This window comes from Streptomyces sp. CA-210063, from assembly GCF_024612015.1.
Taxonomy (GTDB): Bacteria; Actinomycetota; Actinomycetes; order Streptomycetales; family Streptomycetaceae; genus Streptomyces.
The window spans coordinates 176,263-200,128 of sequence record NZ_CP102512.1; the positions used below are offsets into that span (position 1 = coordinate 176,263).

Here is a 23,866-nt window from a genome sequence, read left to right on the forward strand (position 1 = left end):
CGACGTCTAAGCGAGATCGAGGGGGGCCAGTTCCGTCAGCAGAGCGGAGTTCACCTCGGCCGGGTCGTCCTCGGTCACACCCAGGAAACCGCCGCCGGGCGACAGGCGGATGCCCGTGCGGGCGGCGCCCACGGCTTCGGCGGTGGCGGCGGCTGCCTCGACGGCGAAACGGATCCGGTTGGTGAGCGAGCCGCCGTATCGGTCGTCGCGCAGGTTGGCGTTGGATGACAGGAACTGGGAGATCAGGTAGCCGTTGGCGCCGTGCAGTTCGACCCCGTCGAAGCCCGCGTCGACGGCGCTGCGGGCGGCGTGTGCGTAGGACCGGACGTGCTCGGGGACCTCGTCGGTTTCCAGGGCCCGCGGCACGGGCATCGGCTGCGGGCCGTTCGGGGTGAATACGCTGACCTCGCCGGAAACGGCCGACGGGCCGATCGGCTGAAGGCCCGTGGTCTCGTGGTGCGAGGCCCGGCCGCCGTGCATGATCTGGGCGAAGATGCGTCCGCCGCTGGCGTGGACCGCGTCGGTCACCTGCCGCCAGGAATCCGTCTGCTCGTCGGTGTGCAGGCCGGGCGTGCCCGGGTAGGGCTGCCCGACGCGGCTGGGCGGGACACCCTCCGTGACGATCAGTCCGGCCGTGGCGCGCTGCGCGTAGTAGGTGGCCATCGAGGGGGTGTCCAGACCACCGGCGGCGGCCCGGGCGCGGCTCATGGGGGCCATAACGGTCCGGTTGGGCAGCGGGAGTTCGCCGAGGCGGTAACTGCTGAACAGGGACGGCATGTCGGTTCTCCTCGCGTACCGATGTGCTCCGGACTGCCGAAGCGCATGGGTACGCTAAAACCTGACACCAGTGTCAGAGGCAACCGGGAGAACACCGCGGATCCATGTGGGGTGCACCACAGGCCCCGCCTGCTGTGGACGGGAGGCAGTCATGCGGATCGGGGATCTCGCGGCACGCGCCGGAGTGAGTGTGCGGTCATTGCGCTACTACGGGCAGCGGGGACTGCTCACCAGCACCCGCACGCCGAGCGGACAACGGCAGTACACGGAAGACGACGTGGACCGCGTCCACTTGATCCAGGAGCTGTACGCGGCCAATCTCTCCAGCAGCACCATCGCCGAACTCTTTCCGTGCCACGAGCACAATTTCGACGCCAGCCTGGAGCGGATGGCCCGCGAACGCGAGCGCATCACGGCGCAGATCAACGATTTCCTGCGGGCCAGGGACACCCTCGACAGGATGGTGGCCGTGGCCCGGGCCCGCCGCGAGTCCCTGATGCATCCGGTCCCTGCCGCGGACGAATCGGGAGTTGAGGAACATCCGTGCCAGATCGTGCGCTAAGCCTTCGCGTTTCACTTGCTGCCGCGTCCGGATCTTGAGCGGAAACACGAAAGTGCCTGCTGAGCTGGGATCATGAGGCTTGTCTAGGGCTTCTGTCACCACAGCAGGAAGGCATTTTCTGCGTGTACCCTACCGAATCGCGTCCCAAGCTTGTCGTCTCGGCCGACGGCCGCGGAGTGGTCAGCCACGCCGGATCCCGCCTGCTGGCCGATCTCGCCGACGCCACGGGCCTGACCGGCTCCTTCACCAACGCACTGCACTGGTTGGGGCCGCGCAGCACCGGCCACGACCCCGGCCGAGTGGCGGTCGACCTGGCGGTGATGCTCGCCGACGGCGGCGAGGCGCTCCGAGCCACTGCGGGAGTGGGCCGCCGTGCGGCCCACTTGCCTATCCGGCGATGGCGAGGTTGTGCATCCGAGCGATGCCCAGCATGGCGTGATGGACGCCGTCGCCCTTGAGGCGGCAGTCGCGGAGGATCTTCCAGGTCTTCATGCGGGCGAAGACGTGCTCGACGCGGGCCCGGACCTGCTTGTGGGACCTGTTGTGGTCCTCTTTCCAGGCCGGGAGTTCGCTCTGGCCGCGCTCGCGGCGGTGCGGGATGACGAGTCCGGTGCCCGGGTAGCCGCCGTCGGCGATCGTGAGGGTCTTGCCGACGGGCGGCCTTGGCGCCGGATTCCTCCCATGCCTTGCAGTCGTTGCGATTCCCGGCGAGCGGCCGGCCGACCACGACGACCAGTCGGGTGTCGGCGTCGATGACGACCTGGTGGTTGGTGGAGTGCCGGTAGTTCTTCGACCGCTCGGCGATGGTGTGATCCCGGGTGGGGACCAGGGTGCCGTCCACGATGAGCACGGTGTCCTTCGCGAACCGTTTGCGGGGCTGGAGGGCGAGCATCGGCCCGAGATGGTCGATGATCCGGTCCGCCGCCGACTTGGACACCCCGAACAGCGGAGCGAGCTGGCGCATCGTGAGGTTCGTGCGCCAGTACGCCGCGACCAGCAGTGCCCGGTCCTCCAGCGGAAGACTCCACTGCCGGCCCTTGCGGACCGCGTCCGCGCCCTCGCGCCGCAGAACCGTCACCAGCTTCCCGAAAGCACGCGGGCTCAGCCCGGTGAACGGGGCTATCCAGACACCTCAGGCGCCCAACTCGTCAAGCCGCGCTCGTGTGGGTGCTTGGGGAATCGAACACCATCGGTTCGTTGTCTTGGCTTGCGCGTGGATCTCTGATCGCGCAAGAGTTCGGCCTAACGCGGAGTTCAAGGTTTGTTGCGGCAGGACGGGGACAGACAAGTGTGCAGCACGGATCTGGCCGCCAAGGAGACGGCGATAACTCGGTTCCTCCAGGACTACCCGCAGGCGGTTGAGGCTGCCCGCGGCCATCCCGCCCTCCGAGGGTGTGAAGATGTCCGCTGGTCCGCGTTCCCGGAGTGCCCGGCGGCGATCCCGGTTCTGTTGCACGGTCTTCTCGATCAGACTGCCGCGCCCGAGGCCAAGCGCGTACTCACCAACTCCATTCTCAACAGCGTCAGAGAGATGAACCCGGCCATGCCGACAGTGCTGCCGTTCCTGTTGCGCCTTGCAAGCGACCCGCAGGTTCCTGTGCAGTCTGGCCTGCTGGGTCTTCTGGTCTCGATCGCTGGATTCTCCGAGCCGATCGACGGACGCAACGAAGCTATGGTGCGCTGGTTCGGCAGTGACAGCGATCATCCCGAGCGTGAACAGTGCCGGGCCGTGTTCACGGAGAACGCGAGCGTAGTGGCGATGTTGGCGGAGGAACTGACCCGTCCTGGCGATCGAGCGAAGCTTCGACAGGCTGCCGGACTCGTGTGAGTTCCCGCGTTCAGGCCGCTTCCGCGACCGTGGGTGGTGATGCGGGGAAGGCGACGACCTCGTCGAAGAGTTGTCCATGCTGGAGGCAGTGGTAGAGCTGTCCGATCCTGCGGTTGAAGAGGTTGCGCTGGGCTGAGGCGTGCCAGTCGCCCTGGTCACGGCGGCGTCGGTAGTGGGCCTTGGCGCCGGGTGAGGCGGTGATCGAGGAGAAGGCCCAGAGGTAGCCGACGGCGTTCAGGCGGTCGTTCTTCACCCACCGTCTGGTGATGGTCGACTTCTTGCCGGAGGCTCGGGTGACGGGCGAGGAGCCGGCGTATGCCTTGAGGCCGCGGGCGTCGGCGAACCGGCTGCGGTCGTCTCCGATCTCGGCGAGCAACCGGGCGCCGAGCTGGGTGCCGAGGCCAGGGAAGCTGAGGATGATCTCAGCGTCCGGGTGCTGAGGGAATGCTTCCTCCACCGCCTCGGCGAGCTGGCCGGCGGCGGCGCAGGCAGCCTCCAGCTGGACCAGGAGGGCGAGCATCTGCTTGCCGAGCGCGTCCTCGACCAGCGCCGGCTGGTGGGCCCAGTCGGCCCGGAAGACCTCGCGGAGCCGTTCGGCTTCGGCCTCGATCCCACGCTGGCGGCCGGCCCTTTTGAGCGCGGCCTGGAGCTGGGAGCGGGTCAGTCGAGCCGCTCGGATCGGCGTGGGTGCGGCCTTGAGGAGTTCGTGGGCCTCGCGTCGGCACAAACCGTTGCGCCAGGGCTCGAAGGCGGCCAGTGCGGAGGGGTAGTACTCGCGCAGCAGGGATCGGAGCTGGTTGGAGATCTGCTGCCGGTTCCAGGTCGCGTCCTGCTGGGCGCGGGCGAGGACGGCGACGGCCCGGCCGAGGTCGCTGTCCTGCGGCAGGGACCGGTGGGCGTGCATGTCGGTGCGGAGGATGTTGGCCAGGACCAGGGCGTCGCCGGGGTCGGACTTCTTGCGGGAGACGGAGTGACGGTCGCGATAGCGGGCGGCGGCCATCGGGTTGCCGACCTGAAGAACTGGCAGATCCTCACCAAGGTCCGCATGAACGCCCGCCACGCGACCATGCTCCTGCGGGCTCTCCTCGTGCTGACCAACGCCGAGATCCAGCGTTGACGGACGTAGCTGATCACGGCAGCCGGCACGGGCAGTACGATCCCGTTTCATGGTCGTGGACATGGGGCGGGACGGAAGACAGGACACGGTCGAGCTGGTCTACCAGCCGACGCGCGCCGACATCCTCACGGGCGTTCGGCTGCGTGAGCGCCGTCGGCGCCTCCACCTGGTCCGGTGGGGCTTCACGGGGCTGTTCGGGGCTGGCGCCGTGCTGGTGGTGACCGCACCGGAAAGCTCCGCGCAGTCGTTCCTCACCGCCGTGTTCTGCGCCGCCATGATCTGGTCGATCCCCCACCTCCAGGCCCACCACGCGCTGCGCACAGTCTCCTGGCAGGGCGAGTACCGCACGTCCGTGAGCGAGACGGGGATCGCGGCCGAGACCGCGCACGCGACGCTCGTACAGCGCTGGTCAGTCTTCCGCGGTTTCCGCGAGACCCGCGACCACGTGGTGCTGCTCAGCCGCGACCCGAACATCCTGCTCGTGGAGGTGCTACCCAAGCGCGGGCTGCGCTCTCCGCAGGACGCGGAGCGGCTGCGGGCCCTCGTGAGCCGCCATCTGCCCCGCGTCTGAACCCCCTTCTCAGTCCTCCGCCGCGGCCGCGGGGCCCTCGACCTCGACCGCCTTGCCGCAGACCCGGCAGACGAGGTGGCGGTGCTCGCCGACGGAGCAGCGGCGGTAGAGATCGACGCGGAGGTGGCTCGGCTGGAGGCCCGCCGAGGTGGCGTTCAGGCAGTTCCGCGAGGCCGAATCTCCCGGTGACGGACGATCCCTCCGCAACAATCACCGTATTCACCAGCAGGAGTGCCCCACTCACCGCCCACACCAGATCTGTGACCTGCTACTTCAGGTTGGAATCAAGCCAGTGGTGCCTCCAAGAAGGGCGGGGTCGAGCATCTTCACGCGATCGCCGACGGCGAGGTCTACCCGAGGAGGCGAGCCCGAAGTCGTCTTCTGCCTGGACGATTTCGGGCCGCTCAATTTCACGGTGTCGCGCTTATGAACCGCTCCGGTTCTGATGGAGGCTCCGGATTCCCTGTGAGGGAGTCATGTGCTGGGGTCCTGGTCCGACTCGGAGCGGTTGCTCGCCGCGGACACCGCAATCAGCACGCGTTCGTCGTCCTGGTCGTTGGCGTACGCCTCAACGGCGGCCACCGGGGTGCCGGCCTCGTCATGCCGCATCGCCGCGAGCACGGGCAGAGCAAGCTCGGCCTGGAAGGAAGAGCACAACACTTCCCACCGTCAGGTCCGTGCCCGCGTCGAGCACGCCTTCACCCGCAAAAAGACCTGGAAGGTCCTCCGCGACTGCCGCTTGAACGGCGACGGCGTCCATCATGCGATGAGCGGAATCGCCAACTCACGGATGCAGTACCGACCCGGCCTCATCGCCAAGACCGGCCTCGACTTCCAACCGCCGCAATCTCAGCCATTGAAGATCTCTAGCCCGTGATGTGGAAGGGGGTGTCGGCGCGACTTTGGCTTTCCAAGCCACGGGCCTCGAACGACTGCGGCTGATCTGAGTTGACGCTGTCGTCTGGAACCTTGATCTGTGCAGCGAAGCCGCCATCGGATCCGGCCGTGACGTCGCAGAGATCAATCATATTGCCGTACGTCCCGTTGAAGACGATGCGCACCTGTTCTCCAGCGGCAAAGCCAGAGCCCGTAAGGGTGATGACAGCGCCTTCGGCGGCCGAGTCAGGGCTGACGACGATGCGGGCGGCTGTTGGGGACAGCTCCGGGGCCGATGATGTCGGAGGAAGGGTCTGCACAGGCTGTGAGGTGGCCGGAGGCGCTGTGGGTGAGGCTGCGGACGTCTGCTGCGAGGCCGTGACCGCAGCAGCGGGGGACTCCTTCGGGGTGCCACCACCCGCAAGCACTGCCGCGATCACCGCGGCTACGACAGTGGCCGCCCCAGTGATAACTGCCGCAATGATCGGTGTGCGGTGGTTGCGGTCGGTCCTTCCGCCCTCACCGTCACTGGTGCGGTGTCGCCAGCGTCAGACACCGCGAATCCTCCAACAGGTCACGTTCGGGCGATAGTCGATCACCCTACACAGAGGAGCTGTCCGACGGCCTCCGCTTTCTGAGGCATTGTCAAATCCTGTGGATTGACCGAACAGCCCAATGACCGGTCGGTCAAGCGAGCGGCTTGCGGTAACGGACGTACTCGTTCTGCCGCCGGAACCCCACGCTCTCGTAGAGATCGTAGGACCGATGCGGGTTTGCCGTGCCCGTGTACAGCCGGGCGGTTGTTGCACCCTGCTCGCGAAGGCTTCGTAGCCCGTCCAACAGCAGGGCCCGGCCGACTCCGAGGCGTCGCTGGTCCGTCCGGACACTCAGCTCTTCGACCTCGCCCACAGTGTGGTCGTGACGGCGGATGGAGCAGAGGGCGACGCCGACCATATCCCGCCCATTCCAGGCAGCCCTCCAGCATGCCGGGTCAGCGGTGTCGACGAAGTCCTGGAAAGGCCACTTCTGAGTGAAACCGGTGTCCGCATACGAATCGACGACCGTCCTCCAGGCTGCACCATAGTGGCTGGTCCCGATCGGCCCCGTCCGTATCCCGGCCGGCAGTTCGCTGGCCGGCTCGGGCAACTGCTGCAGATCGCCCAGCTCCAGCTCGACCAGGCTGAAAACACGTCGATAGCCGGCTGCCAGCAGAAGCGCCGTGGCGTCCTGCTCGGAGGCCATGGCGTTCGCGCCGATCACTGCCGTCCGCGCCGTTCCATGCTGTTCGACGAGTTGACGGATTCGCTCTTCGGCCCAGCTCAGCATGGCTGACCCGATGCCCTGGTGGCGATGCTCAGGCAACAGGTAGCCGCGGTGCAGGTAGAGCCACGTATCGTCCCGCTCTTGCCACCACCGGATCGTCGAGTAGCCGACGACGCTTCCGCCGTGCACTACCAGGATCTGGTTCTTGGACGGCTCCTCCAGCGCGGCAGAGGCTTCGGCGATCTCGGCCGCCGTCGGGAGCCCTTCTACAACCGAATGGGCGTCGACCCGGTCCCGTTCGGCACACCCCAGCCGCACCGCGGCCATGGCGCCGTGGTCTTCGTACCCGCGATACGGCCGGAACCCGAAGCCGGCCGGAAGGTCCTGTCCTGGCGTGTCATCCGACATGATCGGATGATCTCGAACTTCGAGGCAGGCCCGCCACCCTATTCATGCCGCGGTCGTCTGCGGCCGTTCAACGAGCCAGCCGCGTTCGAAGCCGGCTCCGATACGGACGAGTTCGACGAGGTGGGGTGCGTTCACGGCCCGCCACCGCTGCTGGGCGGACTCGACGAGTTTGAAGACCATGGCCAGGGCGGCGGTGCGGGAGCCGGCGCCTCGGGTGACCTTGGTCCGCAGGCGGACGGTGGCGAACGTGGACTCGATCGGATTCGTGGTCCGCAGGTGGATCCAGTGCTCGGCTGGGACGTCGAAGAACGCCAGTAGTTCCTCTTGATCGTCAGTGATTTTCTCAGGTCTTGAGCATTGCTCCGCTTTCTCGATCGCTTCGCAGAAGCTCTACAGAGACGGGTGCGCCGCGCTATCCAACCGCCGTAACCTCAGCCATTGAAGATCTCTAGCAAGTTGGACGAGGGGACCGCGGGTCGGGAGTGCATTTTGCTTCCTGGGCGGCCATAACCTCATCGCCGTACTCGAAGGCCCATGCGCCGACGGCGTCGATGGGCGCCAGTAAGGTCCGGCCCAGAGCGGTGAGTTGGTACTCGACCCGCGATGGTGCGTCGGGGTCTGCCTGCCGGTCGACCAGTCCGTTGAACTGCAGCCGGCGCAGAGTCTCGGTGAGGACCTTGGAGCTGATGCCCCCGATTCGCTCCCGTAATTCGACCGGGCGCCTGGGGCCGTCGCGCAGTGCCCAGAGCACCACGGCGTTCCAGGTGTTGGAGAGCAGGTCGAAGGCGAGGCGGGCGCGGCAGTCGGCGAGGAAGGCGTCGGTCGTCACGTACCAAATGGTGCCCGAACGGCCTTCTAGCGTCGGTGTGAACGGTCGAAGCAGGCACGGAGAGGGACCACGTGATGAGAATCGGTGTACTGGGAACGGGCAACATGGCCGACGCGCTCGCCACCCACTGGGTGCGGGCCGGGCACGAGGTGATTATCGGGGGGCGGGACGCACACAAGGCGGAGCGGCTCGCGACGCGCATTGGAGGCAGCGCGAAGCCTGCCAGTCTGCGCGCGGCGGCCGAGTCCGGTCAGGTGGTGTTGGCCGCGCTGCCCTTCGGGGCGGGAGTAGACGTGGCACGGGGCCTGCACGCGGCCCTGGAGGGCAAGGTGCTGCTCGACTGCTCCAACCCGGTCGGGCCGGGCTTCCGGCTGCTGACGGAAGGAGGCCCCTCAGCCGCGCAGCAACTTGCCGCGGCGGCACCGGGAGCCCACGTGGTCAAGGCTTTCAACCTCTGCCACGAGGACGTGTGGCGCATGCGGCCGCCCGTCTTCGATGGGCGGCCACTGGCCGTTCCGGTCTGCGGGGACGACGAGACGGCCCTCGTGCGTGTACGCGAGTTGGTGCAGGACGTGGGCTGCGAACCCGTAGCTGGCGGCGGTCTCGAACGTGCGGGACTCCTGGAAGCGACCGCCGCGCTGTTCATCGCCCTGTGGGTCGGCGAGGGAGCGGATGCGCAAGCAATCGCACCTCCGCTGACATACGCGGCCGGACCAAGCCACCAGGAAACGGAGGGCGGCACGGTGGCTTTCCGTTAGGGGCTCTAATAGGACTCCGTTAAGTTGCTCTGGCTCGTGGGTTCGGGCTGGTAGTGGACGTTCTGGCAGGGGGCGGTGGCAGGTGGTGCAGGTGCCGGTCCAGCAGTTCAGCAGGTCCTGGATGGCGTCGAGGATCTGGTAGAGGGTGAGTTGGCTGTATCGGATCTTGAGGTTCCCCCGCTGTGCGGGAGTGGCTGACTAGAAGGTCAGGGCGGGTTGACGTGGTTTCAGGTTCACTGGTTCGGCCGCTGCCTGGTCGGCGTAGTGCTTCTCTTCGAACTCGATGGGACTGCGGTAGCCGAGCCGCTTCTGGATGCGGCGGGGGTTATAGAAGCCGTCGATGTACTCGAAGAGCGCGAGATTCGCCTCGGCCCTGGTCACGAAGACGCGGCCGCGGATGCACTCGGTCTTGATCAGCATCCACAGGTTCTCCGCCAGGGCATTGTCGAAGGAGTCGCCGACCGAGCCCATGGACGCCTGAACTCCTGCTCTGACCAGGCGTGTTGTGAGCTTGATAGACGTGTATTGCTCAGGTTCAAGGAGTCGTCGGGGAAGATCCCGACCACGTCGGTGCGACGCCTGATTTCCTTGTTCAGCCGCTCCTGCGGGTTGTTCGACCAGATCTGCCGCCAGATCTCGCGCGGGAACGCGGTGAACGCCAGCAGCTCGTGCTGGGCGGCGTCGAGGTGTTCAGCGGCCTGGGGGAACTTGGTTTCCAGGGCGTCAAGGACGTGCCGCATCTGGGCCTGGACTGCCTCGGTGTCGGGTTGTTCGAAGACGGTCCGCAGCAGCGTGGCCACCCAGGGCTGAGCCGACTTGGGAACCCGGCAGAGCAGGTTGCGGGCGTAATGGGTGCGGCATCTCTGCCACGAGGCGCCGGGCAGCACGGCGCCGATGGCGTCCACCAGGCCGGCGTGCGCGTCGGAGATGACGAGCTGGACGCCGGACTGTCGACGTACTCCTGTGACTGCTCCACCGGGTACGGAGATATCTGCACCAGCGTGAGGGCGGGACGGTCAGGTCATCTCGCGGGCATGGCGGGGGTGGGGAGGTGAACCTCCAGCACGACTGCGGTGCCGGCCACGGTCCGGTCCTCGTGCATGTTGATCTGCTGGCCGGTTTTGACGTGCGTCCAGTGAGTGGGAGTGAGGGGAACGAGGCGGACAGTGGCTCGGCCGCCAGGCTCCAGAACGGGCATGTCCTCAACCCAGAGCCCGGCGATACTCACCGAAGCGGCCCCGGTGGGTGAGAGGTTCCCGATGTCCCACATGGGTCGCAGAACACCGTGACCGGAGATTGGTGTCTTGCGTCGGGCCTCCGTGGGTGGACGAAGCGTCAGATCCGCCCGGATCATTCCGTTTCGGATCTCGGAACGCCGCCAGTGGCACCAAGCCGCGCTCCGCTCAAGGCCGAGTTGCTCAGCCGCCTCGGCAAGCTGCTCCCAGAACGTCAAGGGCAGCGGTTGCCCGTCTCCGAGCTCCTCCAGCAGGCTCAGAGCGATCTGCCATTCGTCGTGGGCGAGGTAGTCCCAGACGTCTGGCACCGAGATGTCGTTCTCGGTAGCGACCTCTTCCGGGACGAGGAGGGAAGCCGATTCGAGCAGCTCGGTGACATCCATGCAGTCATTGTCGACCACGTTGTCAGGCTGCGTCGTCCCGCTCTCGTTCGATGGCCTCGGGCAGTGCCGGAGCCTGGGGAAACGTCATGGTCGAAAATTCCTTCGCGGGTCATGGAGGGCGCCGATAGGCTCGACGGGTGATCAATTTGGAAGTGCGTGGAGACAGCGGAAAGGCCGTGGCCCGCGCCGAGGCCGGCGTGGATTGGATGGTCGGCTTCCCGGATTTGAGTGCGCTGGATTTCCCGATGCTCTGGGCCCTGACTCCTTATGGCGATGCGGTCTTCAACCAGCGGCAGATTCCGCTGCTGCTGGCCGAGCTCGACCGGATTCCCGCTGCCTGCGGTGGCGAATGGGTCGGGCAGGCCCGCGAGTTGTGCCAGGTCGTCGAGCGCGGGACGCACCTGTATCTGTGGTTCGTCGGCGACTGACCGCGGTCAGTCTTCCGTCAACTTCCTTGTTGCCGTTGATGGCCAAGATGGCGATCTTCCTGCGGGCCTGCGGTCTCACCGATGCGTCATTCGACCTTTGCGACCAGGCGGATGCCATTCAGCGGATCATGCTGACGGAAGTCGTGCGGGCAAGGACATGGCGCAAGCTGGGGGATCCCGGGCAGACCGCAGCGGCGTTCGAGCGCGCTCTCACCCTGGACCCGACCGCCTGGTCGCTGCATCTCGACCTGGCCGACCTACGTGCCGAACAGGGCGACTTCACCACCGCGGTCCAGCTCATCGACCAGGGGTGGAGCACGAGCCGACCGAGGTCACCTGTCGGCGTACGACTGAACGTGCTCAACCCCGTACAGGTGAACGTGCTCAGTTGATGATGCGCTGACCACGGGTTCTCGTCAGTCCGCAATGGACGGTCGACAGCGTCAGACGGCCGAGCACTTCTCATGCCACCTTGATGACAACCTTGCCCGAGGTGTGACCGTTCTCGACGGTGGCAAGGGCGGCCGGGGCGTCGGAGAGCGGATGGACCGCGGTGATTACGGGTGCGAGGAGTCCGTCGAGGGCCAGCCGGGCCGACCGCTCCAGGTTCTCGCGGTCGACGCGACGCTCGACGAAACGCCCACCGAGATCGGGCACAGACATATCACCCACAGCGATGACGTTGCGGGGATCCTGGGCCAGCGGAGCGACCGTCCGCAGCGAGGTGCCTCCGGCCAGGTCGACGATCCCGTCGAAGCCGTCCGGAACCAGCTCGCGTGCCGCGGCGGCGACGTCCTCGGCGGTGTAGTCGATGAACCGCACCCCGATGGCCTCGGCGTGCTCGCGTTTGGCGGTACTCCCGGTGCCGATCACACGCAGCTCGCGCCCGATAGCCAGCCGGGCGACGGCGAGGCCGACCCCGCCCCCGACTCCGTTGACCAGGACCGTGGCACCGGCCGGGAGGCTGAGCTGGTCGAGCACGTCCACCGCGGTCGTCCCGGCTACTGGCAGCGTTGCCGCCACGGTCGCGGACAGACCCTCCGGGATGCGCGCGGTGTTCGGCGCGGACAGCACCGTCGTCTCGGCGTAGGTGCCGCCACCGGTGAGTGCGAAGCCGAAGACCGCGTCACCCACCTCGAGCCCGTTGACGTCCTCGCCCCGGGCGAGAACGGTTCCGGCTGCCTCCATGCCCAGCACGCGGGGAAACGGACGCCCACCGTCGAGCCCGTCGACCAGACCCGAGCGCAGAAGGTGGTCGAGGGGATTCACGCCGGCGACGTCGACCTGGATCAGTACCTCGCCGCGACCGGGGACGGGATCGGGACGATCGAAGAACTCCTGCACCTCGGGCCCGCCATACCTGCCGAAACCCCACGCCTGCCCCATCTTCCGCCGCCTCTCGTATGACCGACCCGGTGATTCCGGGCGTAGTCGCCATCCTCACCTCTGACATTGATGTGAGGGGCAACCGGCTGAGATGCAGATCACAGCATCAGGCCGACTGCGCCACCGGTTCCGGGGCCGTGGACAGCTCCGCCCGGTGTCGGCTGTTGGCCCTGATCAGCACGTCGAGTGCATCCCGGGTCTCGATCAGGTGCGCAATGTCGGCGTCGATCCGGTCGCGCTCGCGCATCATCGCCGTGAACGTCTCCTCGGCGACGCCCAGGTCACCCGGGACGTCCACACACGGCAGCACAGTCGCGATCACCCTGCTGGACATACCCGCGTCGAACAGCTGTCGGATGAGTGACACGCGCTGGACCGCAGCATCGGAATAGTGACGCTGCCCCGCGTCGGAGCGTGAGCTGGTCAGCAGGCCCTGCTCTTCGTAGTACCGCAGTGAGCGCGGACTCACGCCCGTGCGCTTGGACAACTCGCCTATCCGCATCCCTGAGAGCCTACGCCCGCGTGCTCCAGGTTCAGACCGCCGTCGAGTCATGGACGCTCGCGGACACCCCCACGGCCGCAGGGTTGTCCTCCCAATCCCACGACTGAGCACGTTCGTCTGTACACGCCTGAGCACTTTTCTCGGTGCGCCGACATCACCCTTCGAGCGGCAGGGGCTGCCTACCGCGCCCGGTTCACGGGCTCCCCCGACGACCTGCGCGAACTCATCGCACTGGCGCCGCACCTACCAAACGACTCGTACCGGGGCCTGCTCCCACGCCTGTGCTGGCCCCGCCCTGCCCGCCGAACTCATCGCCGAGGCTCGCCGCTTCCGGAACAGCTGACGCAAGGCTCCCCGGGCAGCGGCCGATGGCGAGTCGCGGCCGTGTCCGAACACCGGGGTGTGCGTCAGGAGCCGTCGCGATCGGCTTCCGGAAGGAGTTGGACCACGCCCACCCAAGGGAACTCGTCACGCTTGTGGAATGCGCGGATCCGCCATCGTCCAGCGGCAATGGGGACCGGAGCTTCATCGGGCTGGCCTCCGCCAGCAGGGTAGGGCACGCCCAGATCGCTCCCCGCCTCGGCTGAGTCCATGAGAACGGCCTGACCATCGGTCTCCCACGATCCGCAGTCCTCCCACGGGGTGGCGGGGTCACCCAGCAGGGCCTCGGCGGCAGCGAACAGTTCGACGTCGGAGTCGGCAGCGAGCCATCGCAGGAAGACCCTCTGCTCAGGCAGGTAGCAGGTCGTGGCAGGCTCATCGCCCAGCACCAGCGCGCACCTGCCGCCGCCGCGCAGGCCGGTCACCCCGGCGAATTCCTCGACCGAGCACGCGCGGTCGTAGTCGTCTGGCTCGTCCGAGCCTCCGAGGATCACGCCGTCCTCGGTGCAGCCGCCCCACAAGTGCAACGCGGATACCGGGATGACGACCAGCGGGCCGCCCATGGATCCCACCCAGGCCAGATCACGCCCATGACGAGGGGTTTCGGGGTTGTCGCTCATGCGGACATGGTGCCGTTGCCCAGTGACAACCTCATGCGCCGGCCTGGACTGGAGGCTCCGCGTCGGGTGCTGGACGGGTCCAGAGCGTGAGTTCGCTGCTGGTGGCAACCGCGAGAGTTCGCCCAGTCGGCGAGAAGCCGGCGGCCCGGAGTAGTTGGAATCGAAGATGTGCCACCAGCGTTCGGCGTGCGGTCCGTTGTGGGGCATCCCTCCATCGGCGGACAGCAGCACGCGATGGTGCGGCCACTCGGGGCTGACGACCTCCAGGCTCCAGCCGTCGAGGGTGGTGGAACCATCGCCAGGGCGGCGGCGCCGCGCTTCAGGCGCCCCGGGTGACCTTGATCCGCAGGCGGACGGTGACGAAGATCGACTCGATCGGGTCATCAGCACCACGTCGTATCCGTTCGGCAGCGGCGGTGCCACCAGGGCGACTTCGTCCCTGGACCGCATACGCCGCACCGGCTCTCGCGCTGGTCCTCTTCCCCGGGCTCGGTGCGCAAACGCACGTACATTGGTCCTGCGACGGGGACTACAGCCGTACGTGGGCCGGCTGTCCCCACGCTTGCAGCTCTCCCAGCGGCCGCAGCCGAGGCTGCGGAACGGCGGCTACTGCCACGGCCGCAGCGCGTCCAGACGCTCCAGCAGACGCCGCAGGAAGTCCCGGATCGACGGCTCGTCATGCGGCTGCCAGGACAGGTCTTCCGCCCAGGCAACCGCGGCGAGGGCCGCCTCGATCCCCGCGTACTGCTTCTCGACGGTGAGGTCGTAGAGAGGCCGCTCAAAGATCATGCGGGCGATGCGCTCGACTTCCTCGTCGCTCAACTCCCGGCTGAACTGCAGGCAGTAAAGGATCGCTACGACCACCCCGAGACGCATGCGCACAGTATGACGGCGCGACTGTTGCCCGGGCTGTACGCGAAGGCTGGCTCTTTTCCCTTCCCGCCCCCACGACTTGGCCGACAGGCGTGAGTAGCGGGTACGGCAGCAAGCTGCCTAGCCGGTGTCTTGGGGGAGTCAAGCGTCGGGGTTGCAGGTCAGGAGTTGCTCGATGAGCAGGCGGCGGACCTTCGCGTTCGGTCGGCGGTGGTGAGTGAGCCAGGAGTCCAGGAGCTGCCAGGCGTGGAAGCAGCTGAGGACGTACAGGGCCATGCCGATGGGACGCAGTGCGCCCAGGCCCGCGCTCGGGTCGCGAAGATCGACGCTCCCATGCTGCTGCACGTCGGTTCAGACGACCCACCATCCCAGCCGCCCAGGCCGCGGCCATCGACGCGGCCCTGAGCGCGGCCGAGGTCGACTTCGAGAGCTACGTGTTCCGGGGCCCATCGGCGGCCGGGCACGCCTTCGCCTGCGACGCCCGCCGGCGACTGTACGTCGAGGAAAGCGCGCGCACGGCGTGGCAGCACCCTGATCACCCATATCGCGGCGCTCGCCCGCGACGCCGGCCGCACCGATGCCAGCGACACCGAGGGCGAAGACGTGCGCATCGCGTCCGTCGGCCAGCTGTCCGTCATCTTGCCAATGGCGACGTGCGGATGGTGTGGCGCGCTCGTGGCCAGGCTAGGCGCGCCTCAGCGTGGGCATGAGGCGGAGCGCGTTGTCGCGGTTGATGCCGCGACGTTGGCGGTCGGTGAGGACGGGGTCGGTCTCGATGGCCGGTACCGTGAAGTCGGTGATGATGTCGGCGGAGGCGGCCGGCCAGTCGGTGCCGAAGAGGATCCGGTTGGCACCGGCGGTGGCCACCAGAGTGCCCGAGGGGGCCAGCGGGCCCGCCGTGTCGTAGTAGAAGCGGTGGAGATAGTCCTGTACACGGGCGGCATCGAGAGGCGGGGTGCAGAAGTCGCCGAAGGCCTTCATGCGGGTGGCGATCTGAGGGAGGAATCCGCCGGCGTGTGGCAGGACGACTGACAGGTGCGGGTGGCGGTCGAGTGTCCTGGTACGGATCAGGTTCACAGCGGCACGCGTGGTATCCAGCAGGAAATCGCACATGAAGTTCGGAATTCCCGGGACGGTGGGGGCGCCGGGTGGTCCGCCCGGGAGGTCGAGCGGGTGGGTGAAAAGGACCGTGGCGCGTTCGTCGAGTTCTGCGAGGAAACGGTCGTACGAGGGATCACCGAGGTAGACGCCGTTGTAGTTGGCTTTCACGCTGACTCCAACGGCACCGAGTTCGTCGAAGGCGCGTTGGAGAGCCCACGTGGTCACTTCGGGATAGTCCAGGACAGCAGGGCCGAGGATGGCGAAACGGTCCGGGTGTACGGCCACCAAGTCGGTCAGTGCCTCGAAGACGATAGTGAGACCCTCCCTGGCCTGCGCCGCGGAGCGGTACCGGTCCTGCATGGTCGGGTTGAGGACCGCGGTTGCGATTCCCACCCGGTCCATCAGCGCCAGAGTGGATTCCAGATCCCAACGCGCCCACCACTGCAGCTCCTGCCGCAGCACCAGCCCCTCACGCTCGGCCCAGTCAACCCATGCCGGAGCGGTGAAATGGTGGTGGACGTCAATCCTTGCCCGGCTGGCGTCATCACCGCTCACCGCTCCCGGCAGTACCGCTTCCCCTCTGGCCAGAGCACTGGACCCGCCCGTGGCAGCGACGGTGGTCGCTACCGCCCCACCGGTGATGAGCAGACTGCGCCGACTCATGGCCTGGGTCGATTCCGACATCCGCGTATCCCATCCGTAGCGCCATCAGCTTGCCGCACCACGATGGCCCGGCGACGGGCCCACGATCGCCACGGCTTGCCCTGTTCGAGTTCGGTTACGTCGAACGGACGCGGTCCAGAGGGAGAAGCCTCGCCAGTTCGCGCCGTTATCCGGTTTCAGACGGACGCCCCCGTGCCGACCGCCGATAGACAGCGGATACGCGGATGTACCCTCCCCCCGGTTCCATGGCCCTCACCACCGCGGTGCCCGCCGAGTTCGCCGGCGGTGTCCGCAACCGTTCCAGCTCTGAACCCCGCTCGCTGTCCGGCACCCAGCAGTTCTGAGGATCCGTCAAAAGAGCGGTGTAACTGAGCTAGGGCATGTGTGATGTTGCGATCAGTCTTCGGGTTCCCGTCCCCGTGCACAGACGGGATCCGGTAAGACGCTGCGCGTGACGCGCAGGCAACTCACCGACAAACAGTGGAAGTTGATCGAGCCCTACCTGCCGGTCGGCGGGTTCGGCCCGTACCTCGAGCGGCTACGGGAGCAGTTCGAGGGGGTGATCTGGCGGTTCCGGTCCGGCGCTCAGTGGCGGGAGATGCCCCATGAGTTCGGTCCTGGGCCGACGGTCTACGGCCGCTTCCGGGTCTGGAGGGACGCCGGCGTCTTCGCCACGCTGCTGGAAGGCCTGATTGCCGAGGCCGCCCGCCAGGGGAAGACTGACTTGTCCCTGGTCAGCGTCGACTCCACTACCGCCCGCGCCCACCACGACGCCGCCGGGATGCGCATCGGCAAGGAGGTCATGGACGCCTTTGAGGAAGCCGCCGCCGAGCAGGAGCAGGCCCGGCAAAAGGGGGCGGCCCGCAGGAGCAGAACGGGCAGGAAAGCAGTGAAGACCCCGAGCAGGACGAGCGGCGACACATCCGGCGACGGCGCAAACTCCGCTTGAAGCAAGCCCTGCTCGGCAGGTCCCGGGGTGGGCTGACCAGCAAGATTCATCTCGCCGCAGACCGCAAGTGCCGTCCGCTGTCACTCGTCCTGACCGCAGGCCAGGCCGCCGACAGCCCGCAGTTCGTCCGCGTGCTGCAGAAGGTGCGGGTCCGTCTGCCCGTCGGCCGTCCCCGCACCCGGCCCGACGCGGTCGCCGCAGACAAGGCCTACTCGTCCCGTGGTAGCCGTTCCTACCTGCGGAAACGCAACATCAAGGCGGTCATCCCGGAGAAGAAGGACCAAGCCGCCAACCGGAAGAAGAAGGGCAGCGGGGACGGCCGGCCCACAAGCCATGACGCCGGTCTTTACAAGGAGCGGAACACCGTCGAACGCCTGATCAACAAGCTGAAGGCCTGGCGGGGCATCGCGAGCCGCTACGACAAGACGCCCGAGTGCTACCTCGCTGGCCTCCACCTCCGCGCCTCGATGATCTCGATGATCTGGATCAACGACCTCCTGCAGGCAACTGGTTGTGACTGAGCCCGGTTGGCCGGGCTGAACATGGCAGCTTGCCACAGGGCGGCCGTCCTGGGCGCGGCTCCGCGTCTATCGAAAGCCGAGGTGCGGATCGGTGCCGACCAGCTCACCGCTGACGGCCCACAGGCGAGCGGCGACGGCCGGGTCGGCCATATGAGAGGGGACGGGCTCACGCCGCGGTATGCCACGCAGGCCGAAGACCCTCGGCCCCCATAGCTGCCCTCCCTGCACCTCCGAGTCGAGGACGGCGCGGACGACGGGCCATGCTCCGGCGTCCTTGCCCTGCACCAAGAGCGCGGAGGGCAAGGCGCGCAGCCGCTCGCCGGGGGTTGTCACGCCTACCGGCGGGCGGGACGGGGTGAGGGAGTCCAGTGCGCCGCCGGGGTGGGCCACCACACTGAGAACCGTGCTGCCTACGGCACGCAGGCGGCGATCGAGTTCGAAACCAAAGCACATCTGCGCCAGCTTCGATCGGCCGTAGGTGCGCTTGGGCCGGTAGTCCTGGGTGGACTGCAGATCGCCCATGTCCAGTCGCTCGGACCGCGCCGCGAAGCTTCCCACCGTCACGATGCGACCCGCCGACGCCGCGGACAGCAGGGGGGCCAGCCACTGGGTGAGCGCGAAGTGGCCGAGGTGGTTGGTGCCGAACATCAGCTCGTGACCGTCCCCGGTCTTTCGACGCGGCGGGTTGTCGAGAGCGACCCCTGCGTTGTAGACCACCGCGTCGAGATGATCGAGGTCCAGCCTGTCCACGGCGGTCTTCAGGGACGACAGGTCGGCGAGGTCAAGTTGCAAGTGCCGCACACGCGCACCGGAAACGCGCGAGCAGATCGAGGCCATGGCGGCGTCGGCCTTCGCGGCGTCCCGGCTGCCGAGTACGACAACGGCACCGGTGGCGGCGAGCTGCTCCGCGGCGAAGTAGCCGATCCCGGCGTTACCCCCAGTCACCAGGAAGATCCTGCCCTCGGCAGACGGCAGCCGGTGAACGTCCCACGCTCGGCTCGGGGATGCGGAAGACACGATGACAGGCTCCTTGCGTTTTTTGGGCAGCGTGCTCATGAAGAGCACCAACCCGACCAAGGTCGCAACCTCCACCGACATACCGCCGACAGATCACGGTTAGCGCCGACAGACTTCCGGTACCCCTCCGGAGAACTACAGAGAGCAAGAAGGCCGCTACGCCACGACCGGCGCAGAACTGGTCGCGAGCGCGGCCAGATGAAGCACTCAGTGGTCAACTCGGGGGTTGTGACCGCTCTTCCGTGATGACTACGACTGCAGGAGGATGCGGGCTCTGAGCAGGGTGAAGGAGGCTCGGCCGTACATCTGCCGTTTGATCGTCTTGATTCTGTTGACGTGCCCCTCAACGGCGCCGGAACTGTAGGACAGGGTGAGACCCGCGGTGACGGCCGGGAGGTCCTGACGGACGGAGCCGGCGAAGATGCCGATGGCCTCGGGGCCGCTCAGCTCAGCTTTCTGAATCCAGTCCCGCAGTAGGTGGCCCTGACGGTGACGGACCATGTCTGTGAACTCCCGTGCGAGGTCGCAGGCGGCGGCGATCTCTGGGCAGGCGTTCCGTGCGGTTTCCAGCTGCGCGGTCTCCGAGGGCCGGAGTGTCTGCTGCGGGCGCATGATCCATGAGGTGATGGTGCGTGGGCTGGGGTCACTGAGTAATAGTCAAGACCTGTGGATCGGTGAAGTTATCGCCTGACGCTCCGGTGCCATCGAATCTCGCCTTCGTGCCATTCGTTGGTGGGCGTGAGCCCGGCGGCGGTGGCGACGGCGGCGGATGCCTGATGTTCGGGGTGGATGTGGGCGATGACGGTCTGCACCGACTGCTGGCTGAGCCAGTCGACGAGTCCTCGGGCGGCTTCGGTGGCGATGCCTCTTCCTTGCCACGAAGTTCCCATCACCCAGGCGATCTCGGCGAGGGGGCCGTGGCCGCAGGAACTGATCGTCGCCTGGACCGTGCCCGTCAGGCATGCCTCATCACGGAGCCGGATCACCCAATTCAGCCAGGAGACGGCCGGATCGGGAGAGCCTGCGGTCATGCGCTGGTAGCGCGAGCGCAGAGCTAGGCCGTGTTTTAGGTTCGGCTTCCTGTGCACGCCCTGCATGCTGATGATCAAGATGTGGGGCGAGGGGATCTTTCTGATGAGCAGTGGTCGGTGCTGGAGTCGTTGCTGCCTGCGGTGGGCATAAGTCGCAGGTGGCCTGGCTGTCGGCGGCTGATAGACGGTGTGCGGTAGCGGGTTCGGACCGGAGTTCCGTGGCGGGACCTGCCGTTCGAGTACGGACCGTGGCAGACGGTGTATGGGCTGTTCCGGAGATGGCAGCGTCGGGGTGTGTGGGCCCGGCTGCTGACGTTGTTGCAGGCGAGGGCTGATGCGGCCGGGCTGATCTTCTGGGAGGTCAATGTCGACTCCACCATCTGCCGGGCACACCAGCATGCTGCCGGTGCCCGCCGGCGCGGTGCTGTGCAGAAGGAACCGCCGGGCGGAGTGAGCGCCGAACCTGAAGACCATGGACTGGGCAGGTCGCGAGGCGGGTTCACCACGAAGATTCATCTGGCGTGTGAGCAGGGACAGAAGCCGTTGTCGCTGCTGATCACCGCCGGGCAGCGCGGTGACAGTCCGCAGTTCGAGCCGGTCCTGAACGCGATCGGGGTGCCCCGGCCTGGTGTCGGTCGGCCGAGAAGCCGCCCGCTGCGGGTGCGAGGCGATAAGGCGTACTCTTCACGCGCGAATCGCGCCTACCTGCGCAGACGTGGCATCAGGTGCACGATTCCTGAGCCGGTCGATCAGGTCCGCAACCGCAGGCGCCGCGGACGTGGCGGTGGCCGTCCGCCCGTCTTCGACCGCGAGGACTACAAGGCCCGGCACGCGGTCGAATGCGGGATCAGCCGTCTCAAGCAGCACCGGGCCGTGGCGACCCGGTTCGATGAACTTGCGGTTCGGTTCGAGGCGACGGTTCAGGTCGCGGCGATTCATCAGTGGCTGTGCCCCCTCAGCCTGCCGTCGTGCGGATGCCACAGCAGGAAAGGACGGCCCTGCGGTCGTTACGGAGGAAGGGCGCGTTTCTTGGCATTGGGCGGAGCGGTGTGTATGGGGTTGCACCTTCCGTAGCGGCATGTGGTCCGGTGGACTTACGTCCCTATGCCTTGAGGAAAGGTCCCTGCTCATGCATTCGTCCTTCATGCCACCCCGCCAGGTCAAGATCGGTGACGCGGCGGCCTTCGCCGGCACCACGCCACGGGCGATTCGCCATTACCACGAGATCGGGCTGCTCCCCGAGCCTGAGCGGGGCGGCGATGACCGCCGCCGCTACGGGTACGAGGACATGATCCGACTGCTGTGGATTCGCAAGATGGCCGACGCCGGGATCGCCCTGGACGACATCCGTGACGCCTTTACCACCGGCACGGCTTCCGCCGGTGCGGACAGCGGAGACGGTATCGCGGGCATCCTGGAGCGGTTGGAGGAAACCCTCGCCGAGCAGGAGGCGGAATTGCGGCGGCAACGGACCGCCGTGCAGCGGATGCGCACCGAAGGGAGCCGGATGGGCCTGCTCTCCGACTTCGTCACCGAACGCCTCAAGAGCCTGCCCGAGGGCTCCCTGCGTCAGGCGGACCTGGACAGTCTGCTGGTCACTGAGCGGGTATTCGGCCCGCTCGGCGCGGCCGTCCAGGCCACCCGCTTCGTCGTCCTGGCCACGCATCCCACTCTGCGGGAGGATTCCGACCGCATCGATGACGCCGAGGAGGCCCTCGATGACAGTGTCGCCGTCGATGATCCACGGGTGGCTCAAGTGGCCGTCGAGCGGCACACCTTCGAAAGCGCCCTGCAGGCCGTCATCGAGGAGTCCGGTCTGGGTAAGGGCGACGATGACCTCTTCGACGCCTGGGACACATTGCACCCTGCCACCGCCGATGACGGCGAGGACGAGGCCGACCTCAGCTCTGGCAGGCGGGAGGCTGACTCCATGAGCGCGTTCGAAGCCACCGGCAAGATGCCCTACGACTTCTCCCCAGCCCGCTTGCGCTGTATGGAACTGGCCGAAGAACTCTCCGCCCAAGACTCACCCGCTACCTAAAACACGGCCTAGCGGGGTGTCCGGGGTGCCGCCGATAAAGGCGTACAGAGCCGGATCGGACAGCACCGCGGCCATCTCCTCGGCGTGCTCGACGTGAAGCGGCAACAGGTCCAGTCGCCCGGTGCTGATGGTCTGGGCCTCCGCGATGGTGCTCACGCCGCAACCGCCTGGGGGCGTTCGATGAATTGCCCGCGTTCGAAGTGGGCTCCGGCGCGGACCAGGGCGACGAGGTGGGGCGCATTCACGGCCCGCCACCGCTGCTGGGCGGACTCAACGAGCTTGAAGACCATGGCGAGCGCGGCGGCTGCGCTGCCGGCGCCCCGGGTGACCTTCGTCCTCAGCCGGACGGTGGCGAAGGTCGATTCGATGGGGTTCGTGGTGCGCAAATGAATCCAGTGCTCGGCGGGGAAGTCGTAGAACGCCAGCAGCTCGTCGGCGTCGTCAGTGATCTTCTTGACGGCCTTGGGGAACTTCGTCCCGTAGGTCTTCCCGAACGTCGCGATGGCCTTCAGCGCATGCTCCCGGTCCTCGGCGTTGCAGATCTCTTGCAGGGCCTTCTTCGCTCCGGGCTGGGCGGATTTCGGAAGCGCGTTCAATACGTTGGCGCTCTTGTGAACCCAGCACCGCTGATGGCGAGCCTCGGGAAACACCTCGGCCAGGGCCTTCCAGAAGCCGAGGGCGCCGTCACCGACCGCCAGGACCGGTGCCCGCATGCCCCGGCGCCGGCAGTCCCGCAGCAGGTCAGCCCACGAGTCCGCTGATTCGCGGTAGCCGTCGGACATGGCGATCAGCTCCTTGGTGCCATCGGCGCGCACGCCCATCAGCACCTGCACGCACGACTTCGCCTCGGCCAGGCGTATGCGCAGGTGGATGCCGTCGGCCCAGACATAGACGTAGTCCGAATCGGACAAGTCGCGTTCGCCGAACGCCTGGTGGTCGGCCTGCCACTGGACGGTCAGCCTCGTGACGGTGGCGGGCGAGAGGCCGGCCGAGGAGCCGAGGAACTGCTCCAGCGCGGGCACGAAGTCACCCGACGACAGGCCGTGCAGGTAAAGCAGCGGCAGCACCTCGCTGATCTTCGGGGACTTCCTCGCCCAGGGCGGCAGGATCGCCGAGGAGAACCGCTTACGCTCGCCCGTCTCCTCGTCGACGCGCTTGTCTTTGACCCGCGGGGCCCTGACCTCGATGGTTCCCGCAGCGGTGGCCACCTTCCTCGACTGGTGATGACCGTTGCGGACCACGAGCCGCCGCCCACGCTCGTCTTTCTCATGGGCCAACTCAGCTATATACGCATCACCTTCGGCCTCCAGGGCGGCGGCCAGCATCCGCCTCGCCCCCTCCCGGACGATCCCGTCGATCAGGGACCCCTCTCGCGTCGAGCCGTCCTCGGTGACTACCGTGAGCATGGGCGTACCTTCCCGGCCGGCGCTGCGCACGCCGGTCTACTCGGTGACCTTCAATCGATCACTCGGGAAGGTACGCCCTTCGCACGCCTCCCCGAGGCCGATCCACAGGTACTGAGCATTGCTCCCTCGGCGAACCGCACCGTCCCTCCGGCCACAACCGGAGGGAGTCCCTGGACGCAGACAGCACGACGCAACTGCGCCGCGACGGCTCAAACTGGTGACTACCAAAAGTGACTCTGCCAGGGTCCTGACATCAGGTACGTGGCACAAGGCCGAGGCGCGAGACGGGCGCGAGTCCGTCAGCTGGGGTGGCGGCCAGCAGGTGGTCAGCGACGCCGCC

General features: G+C 67.3%; 24 protein-coding genes and 13 pseudogenes. 13 read left to right on the plus strand and 24 right to left on the minus strand.

Annotation, left to right across the window (positions count from 1 at the left end; all coding sequences use genetic code 11):
* Window positions 1-9: 9 nt before the first annotated feature.
* A pseudogene (locus tag JIX56_RS00600) lies at window positions 10-777 on the minus strand (oxidoreductase); the annotation flags it as partial.
* A 151-nt stretch (window positions 778-928) separates the two neighbouring features.
* Between JIX56_RS00600 and JIX56_RS00605 the strand changes: the two are divergent.
* Entirely contained in the window at window positions 929-1,339 is a 411-nt protein-coding gene (locus JIX56_RS00605) for a MerR family transcriptional regulator (RefSeq protein WP_257536778.1), read from the plus strand.
* 92 nt (window positions 1,340-1,431) lie between these two features.
* Window positions 1,432-1,719: pseudogene (locus tag JIX56_RS00610) on the plus strand (IS1380 family transposase); the annotation flags it as partial.
* Window positions 1,720-1,726: 7 nt separating this feature from the next.
* On the opposite strand, the pseudogene JIX56_RS00615 reads toward JIX56_RS00610, so the two are convergent.
* A pseudogene (locus JIX56_RS00615) lies at window positions 1,727-2,462 on the minus strand (transposase).
* Between the two features lie 165 nt (window positions 2,463-2,627).
* On the opposite strand from JIX56_RS00615, the gene JIX56_RS00620 reads away from it, so the two are divergent.
* On the plus strand, window positions 2,628-3,167 hold the full coding sequence (locus JIX56_RS00620; protein ID WP_257536779.1) for a hypothetical protein: 540 nt from the start codon (window positions 2,628-2,630) through the stop codon (window positions 3,165-3,167).
* 10 nt (window positions 3,168-3,177) lie between these two features.
* On the opposite strand, the pseudogene JIX56_RS00625 reads toward JIX56_RS00620, so the two are convergent.
* Window positions 3,178-4,173: pseudogene (locus JIX56_RS00625) on the minus strand (IS110 family transposase); the annotation flags it as partial.
* On the opposite strand from JIX56_RS00625, the gene JIX56_RS00630 reads away from it, so the two are divergent.
* Window positions 4,138-4,284, plus strand: a complete 147-nt coding sequence (locus JIX56_RS00630) for a hypothetical protein (RefSeq protein ID WP_257551540.1) — start codon at window positions 4,138-4,140, stop codon at window positions 4,282-4,284. The pseudogene JIX56_RS00625 and the gene JIX56_RS00630 overlap by 36 nt on opposite strands.
* 49 nt (window positions 4,285-4,333) lie before the next feature.
* Window positions 4,334-4,855 (plus strand): YcxB family protein, encoded by a 522-nt coding sequence (locus JIX56_RS00635; protein ID WP_257536780.1) that lies wholly within the window; start codon window positions 4,334-4,336, stop codon window positions 4,853-4,855.
* A gap of 27 nt (window positions 4,856-4,882) precedes the next feature.
* Here the strand turns inward: JIX56_RS00635 and JIX56_RS00640 are convergent.
* Together JIX56_RS00640 and JIX56_RS00645 are read right to left on the minus strand one after the other, a co-directional pair.
* Window positions 4,883-4,966, minus strand: a pseudogene (locus JIX56_RS00640) (transcriptional repressor); the annotation flags it as partial.
* Window positions 4,967-5,332: 366 nt separating this feature from the next.
* Window positions 5,333-5,425 (minus strand): annotated as a pseudogene (locus tag JIX56_RS00645) (HNH endonuclease); the annotation flags it as partial.
* On the opposite strand from JIX56_RS00645, the pseudogene JIX56_RS00650 reads away from it, so the two are divergent.
* Window positions 5,426-5,732 (plus strand): annotated as a pseudogene (locus JIX56_RS00650) (hypothetical protein); the annotation flags it as partial.
* Here JIX56_RS00650 and JIX56_RS00655 read toward each other — a convergent pair.
* The 4 genes and pseudogenes from JIX56_RS00655 to JIX56_RS00670 form a co-directional block, all read right to left on the minus strand.
* Window positions 5,722-6,051, minus strand: a complete 330-nt coding sequence (locus JIX56_RS00655) for a hypothetical protein (protein ID WP_257536781.1) — start codon at window positions 6,049-6,051, stop codon at window positions 5,722-5,724. The pseudogene JIX56_RS00650 and the gene JIX56_RS00655 sit on opposite strands and share 11 nt — an antisense overlap.
* A gap of 367 nt (window positions 6,052-6,418) precedes the next feature.
* Window positions 6,419-7,402, minus strand: a complete 984-nt coding sequence (locus JIX56_RS00660; RefSeq protein ID WP_257536782.1) for a GNAT family N-acetyltransferase — start codon at window positions 7,400-7,402, stop codon at window positions 6,419-6,421.
* A 42-nt stretch (window positions 7,403-7,444) separates the two neighbouring features.
* Window positions 7,445-7,747: pseudogene (locus tag JIX56_RS00665) on the minus strand (transposase); the annotation flags it as partial.
* A 103-nt stretch (window positions 7,748-7,850) separates the two neighbouring features.
* Window positions 7,851-8,231, minus strand: a complete 381-nt coding sequence (locus JIX56_RS00670) for a winged helix-turn-helix transcriptional regulator (RefSeq protein ID WP_257536783.1) — start codon at window positions 8,229-8,231, stop codon at window positions 7,851-7,853.
* A 74-nt stretch (window positions 8,232-8,305) separates the two neighbouring features.
* Between JIX56_RS00670 and JIX56_RS00675 the strand changes: the two genes are divergently transcribed.
* Window positions 8,306-8,989 (plus strand): NADPH-dependent F420 reductase, encoded by a 684-nt coding sequence (locus JIX56_RS00675; protein ID WP_257536784.1) that lies wholly within the window; start codon window positions 8,306-8,308, stop codon window positions 8,987-8,989.
* Between the two features lie 198 nt (window positions 8,990-9,187).
* Here JIX56_RS00675 and JIX56_RS00680 read toward each other — a convergent pair whose 3' ends face one another.
* The 3 genes and pseudogenes from JIX56_RS00680 to JIX56_RS00690 form a co-directional block, all read right to left on the minus strand.
* On the minus strand, window positions 9,188-9,409 hold the full coding sequence (locus JIX56_RS00680) for an IS3 family transposase (protein ID WP_331597473.1): 222 nt from the start codon (window positions 9,407-9,409) through the stop codon (window positions 9,188-9,190).
* Between the two features lie 68 nt (window positions 9,410-9,477).
* Window positions 9,478-9,945: pseudogene (locus JIX56_RS00685) on the minus strand (transposase); the annotation flags it as partial.
* Between the two features lie 65 nt (window positions 9,946-10,010).
* Complete coding sequence (locus JIX56_RS00690; protein WP_257536786.1) at window positions 10,011-10,607, minus strand: hypothetical protein; 597 nt, start codon at window positions 10,605-10,607, stop codon at window positions 10,011-10,013.
* Window positions 10,608-10,744: 137 nt separating this feature from the next.
* On the opposite strand from JIX56_RS00690, the gene JIX56_RS00695 reads away from it, so the two are divergent.
* Both JIX56_RS00695 and JIX56_RS00700 read left to right on the plus strand, forming a co-directional pair.
* Window positions 10,745-11,035: a hypothetical protein gene (locus JIX56_RS00695; protein WP_257536787.1), complete on the plus strand. Its 291-nt coding sequence runs from the start codon at window positions 10,745-10,747 to the stop codon at window positions 11,033-11,035.
* Between the two features lie 38 nt (window positions 11,036-11,073).
* Window positions 11,074-11,427 (plus strand): tetratricopeptide repeat protein, encoded by a 354-nt coding sequence (locus JIX56_RS00700; RefSeq protein WP_257536788.1) that lies wholly within the window; start codon window positions 11,074-11,076, stop codon window positions 11,425-11,427.
* A 70-nt stretch (window positions 11,428-11,497) separates the two neighbouring features.
* Here the strand turns inward: JIX56_RS00700 and JIX56_RS00705 are convergent, their stop codons facing one another.
* The 6 genes and pseudogenes from JIX56_RS00705 to JIX56_RS00730 all read right to left on the minus strand — a co-directional run bounded on the left by JIX56_RS00705 (window position 11,498) and on the right by JIX56_RS00730 (window position 15,142).
* Window positions 11,498-12,421 carry an NADP-dependent oxidoreductase gene (locus tag JIX56_RS00705; RefSeq protein ID WP_257536789.1) on the minus strand — a complete coding sequence of 308 codons (924 nt, stop codon included), beginning with the start codon at window positions 12,419-12,421 and terminating at the stop codon, window positions 11,498-11,500.
* Window positions 12,422-12,527: 106 nt separating this feature from the next.
* The gene (locus JIX56_RS00710; protein WP_189304622.1) at window positions 12,528-12,923 is read right to left on the minus strand and encodes a MerR family transcriptional regulator; all 396 of its coding nucleotides are present in this window, start codon (window positions 12,921-12,923) and stop codon (window positions 12,528-12,530) included.
* A gap of 407 nt (window positions 12,924-13,330) precedes the next feature.
* Complete coding sequence (locus JIX56_RS00715; protein ID WP_257536790.1) at window positions 13,331-13,924, minus strand: immunity 21 family protein; 594 nt, start codon at window positions 13,922-13,924, stop codon at window positions 13,331-13,333.
* Window positions 13,925-13,955: 31 nt separating this feature from the next.
* Window positions 13,956-14,215 (minus strand): annotated as a pseudogene (locus JIX56_RS00720) (hypothetical protein); the annotation flags it as partial.
* Between the two features lie 315 nt (window positions 14,216-14,530).
* Entirely contained in the window at window positions 14,531-14,800 is a 270-nt protein-coding gene (locus JIX56_RS00725; RefSeq protein WP_257536791.1) for a hypothetical protein, read from the minus strand.
* A gap of 138 nt (window positions 14,801-14,938) precedes the next feature.
* Window positions 14,939-15,142, minus strand: a complete 204-nt coding sequence (locus tag JIX56_RS00730) for a hypothetical protein (protein ID WP_257536792.1) — start codon at window positions 15,140-15,142, stop codon at window positions 14,939-14,941.
* Between JIX56_RS00730 and JIX56_RS47890 the strand changes: the two genes are divergently transcribed.
* Window positions 15,088-15,507, plus strand: coding sequence for a dienelactone hydrolase family protein (locus JIX56_RS47890; protein WP_443031723.1), 420 nt, complete (start codon window positions 15,088-15,090; stop codon window positions 15,505-15,507). The two genes, JIX56_RS00730 and JIX56_RS47890, sit on opposite strands and share 55 nt — an antisense overlap.
* On the opposite strand, the gene JIX56_RS00735 is transcribed toward JIX56_RS47890, so the two are convergent.
* The gene (locus JIX56_RS00735; protein WP_257536793.1) at window positions 15,482-16,582 is read right to left on the minus strand and encodes an amidohydrolase family protein; all 1,101 of its coding nucleotides are present in this window, start codon (window positions 16,580-16,582) and stop codon (window positions 15,482-15,484) included. The genes JIX56_RS47890 and JIX56_RS00735 overlap by 26 nt on opposite strands.
* A gap of 430 nt (window positions 16,583-17,012) precedes the next feature.
* Between JIX56_RS00735 and JIX56_RS00740 the strand changes: the two are divergent.
* Window positions 17,013-18,031, plus strand: a pseudogene (locus JIX56_RS00740) (IS5 family transposase).
* A gap of 66 nt (window positions 18,032-18,097) precedes the next feature.
* On the opposite strand, the gene JIX56_RS00745 reads toward JIX56_RS00740, so the two are convergent.
* From JIX56_RS00745 to JIX56_RS00755, 3 genes are all read right to left on the minus strand, one after another.
* The gene (locus tag JIX56_RS00745; protein WP_257536794.1) at window positions 18,098-19,048 is read right to left on the minus strand and encodes an SDR family NAD(P)-dependent oxidoreductase; all 951 of its coding nucleotides are present in this window, start codon (window positions 19,046-19,048) and stop codon (window positions 18,098-18,100) included.
* Window positions 19,049-19,297: 249 nt separating this feature from the next.
* Window positions 19,298-19,660 (minus strand): transposase, encoded by a 363-nt coding sequence (locus JIX56_RS00750; protein ID WP_257536795.1) that lies wholly within the window; start codon window positions 19,658-19,660, stop codon window positions 19,298-19,300.
* 68 nt (window positions 19,661-19,728) lie between these two features.
* Window positions 19,729-20,145, minus strand: coding sequence for a GNAT family N-acetyltransferase (locus JIX56_RS00755; protein ID WP_257550685.1), 417 nt, complete (start codon window positions 20,143-20,145; stop codon window positions 19,729-19,731).
* 15 nt (window positions 20,146-20,160) lie between these two features.
* On the opposite strand from JIX56_RS00755, the pseudogene JIX56_RS00760 reads away from it, so the two are divergent.
* Both JIX56_RS00760 and JIX56_RS00765 read left to right on the plus strand, forming a co-directional pair.
* Window positions 20,161-21,027 (plus strand): annotated as a pseudogene (locus tag JIX56_RS00760) (IS5 family transposase); the annotation flags it as partial.
* 181 nt (window positions 21,028-21,208) lie between these two features.
* A complete protein-coding gene (locus JIX56_RS00765) occupies window positions 21,209-22,120 on the plus strand; it encodes a MerR family transcriptional regulator (protein WP_257536796.1) in 912 nt (303 codons plus the stop codon).
* Between the two features lie 12 nt (window positions 22,121-22,132).
* Here JIX56_RS00765 and JIX56_RS00770 read toward each other — a convergent pair.
* Together JIX56_RS00770 and JIX56_RS00775 are read right to left on the minus strand one after the other, a co-directional pair.
* Window positions 22,133-22,276, minus strand: a pseudogene (locus tag JIX56_RS00770) (GNAT family N-acetyltransferase); the annotation flags it as partial.
* Complete coding sequence (locus JIX56_RS00775; RefSeq protein WP_257550687.1) at window positions 22,273-23,526, minus strand: IS256 family transposase; 1,254 nt, start codon at window positions 23,524-23,526, stop codon at window positions 22,273-22,275. The gene JIX56_RS00775 and the pseudogene JIX56_RS00770, both read right to left, overlap by 4 nt.
* Between the last annotated feature and the right edge of the window lie 340 nt (window positions 23,527-23,866).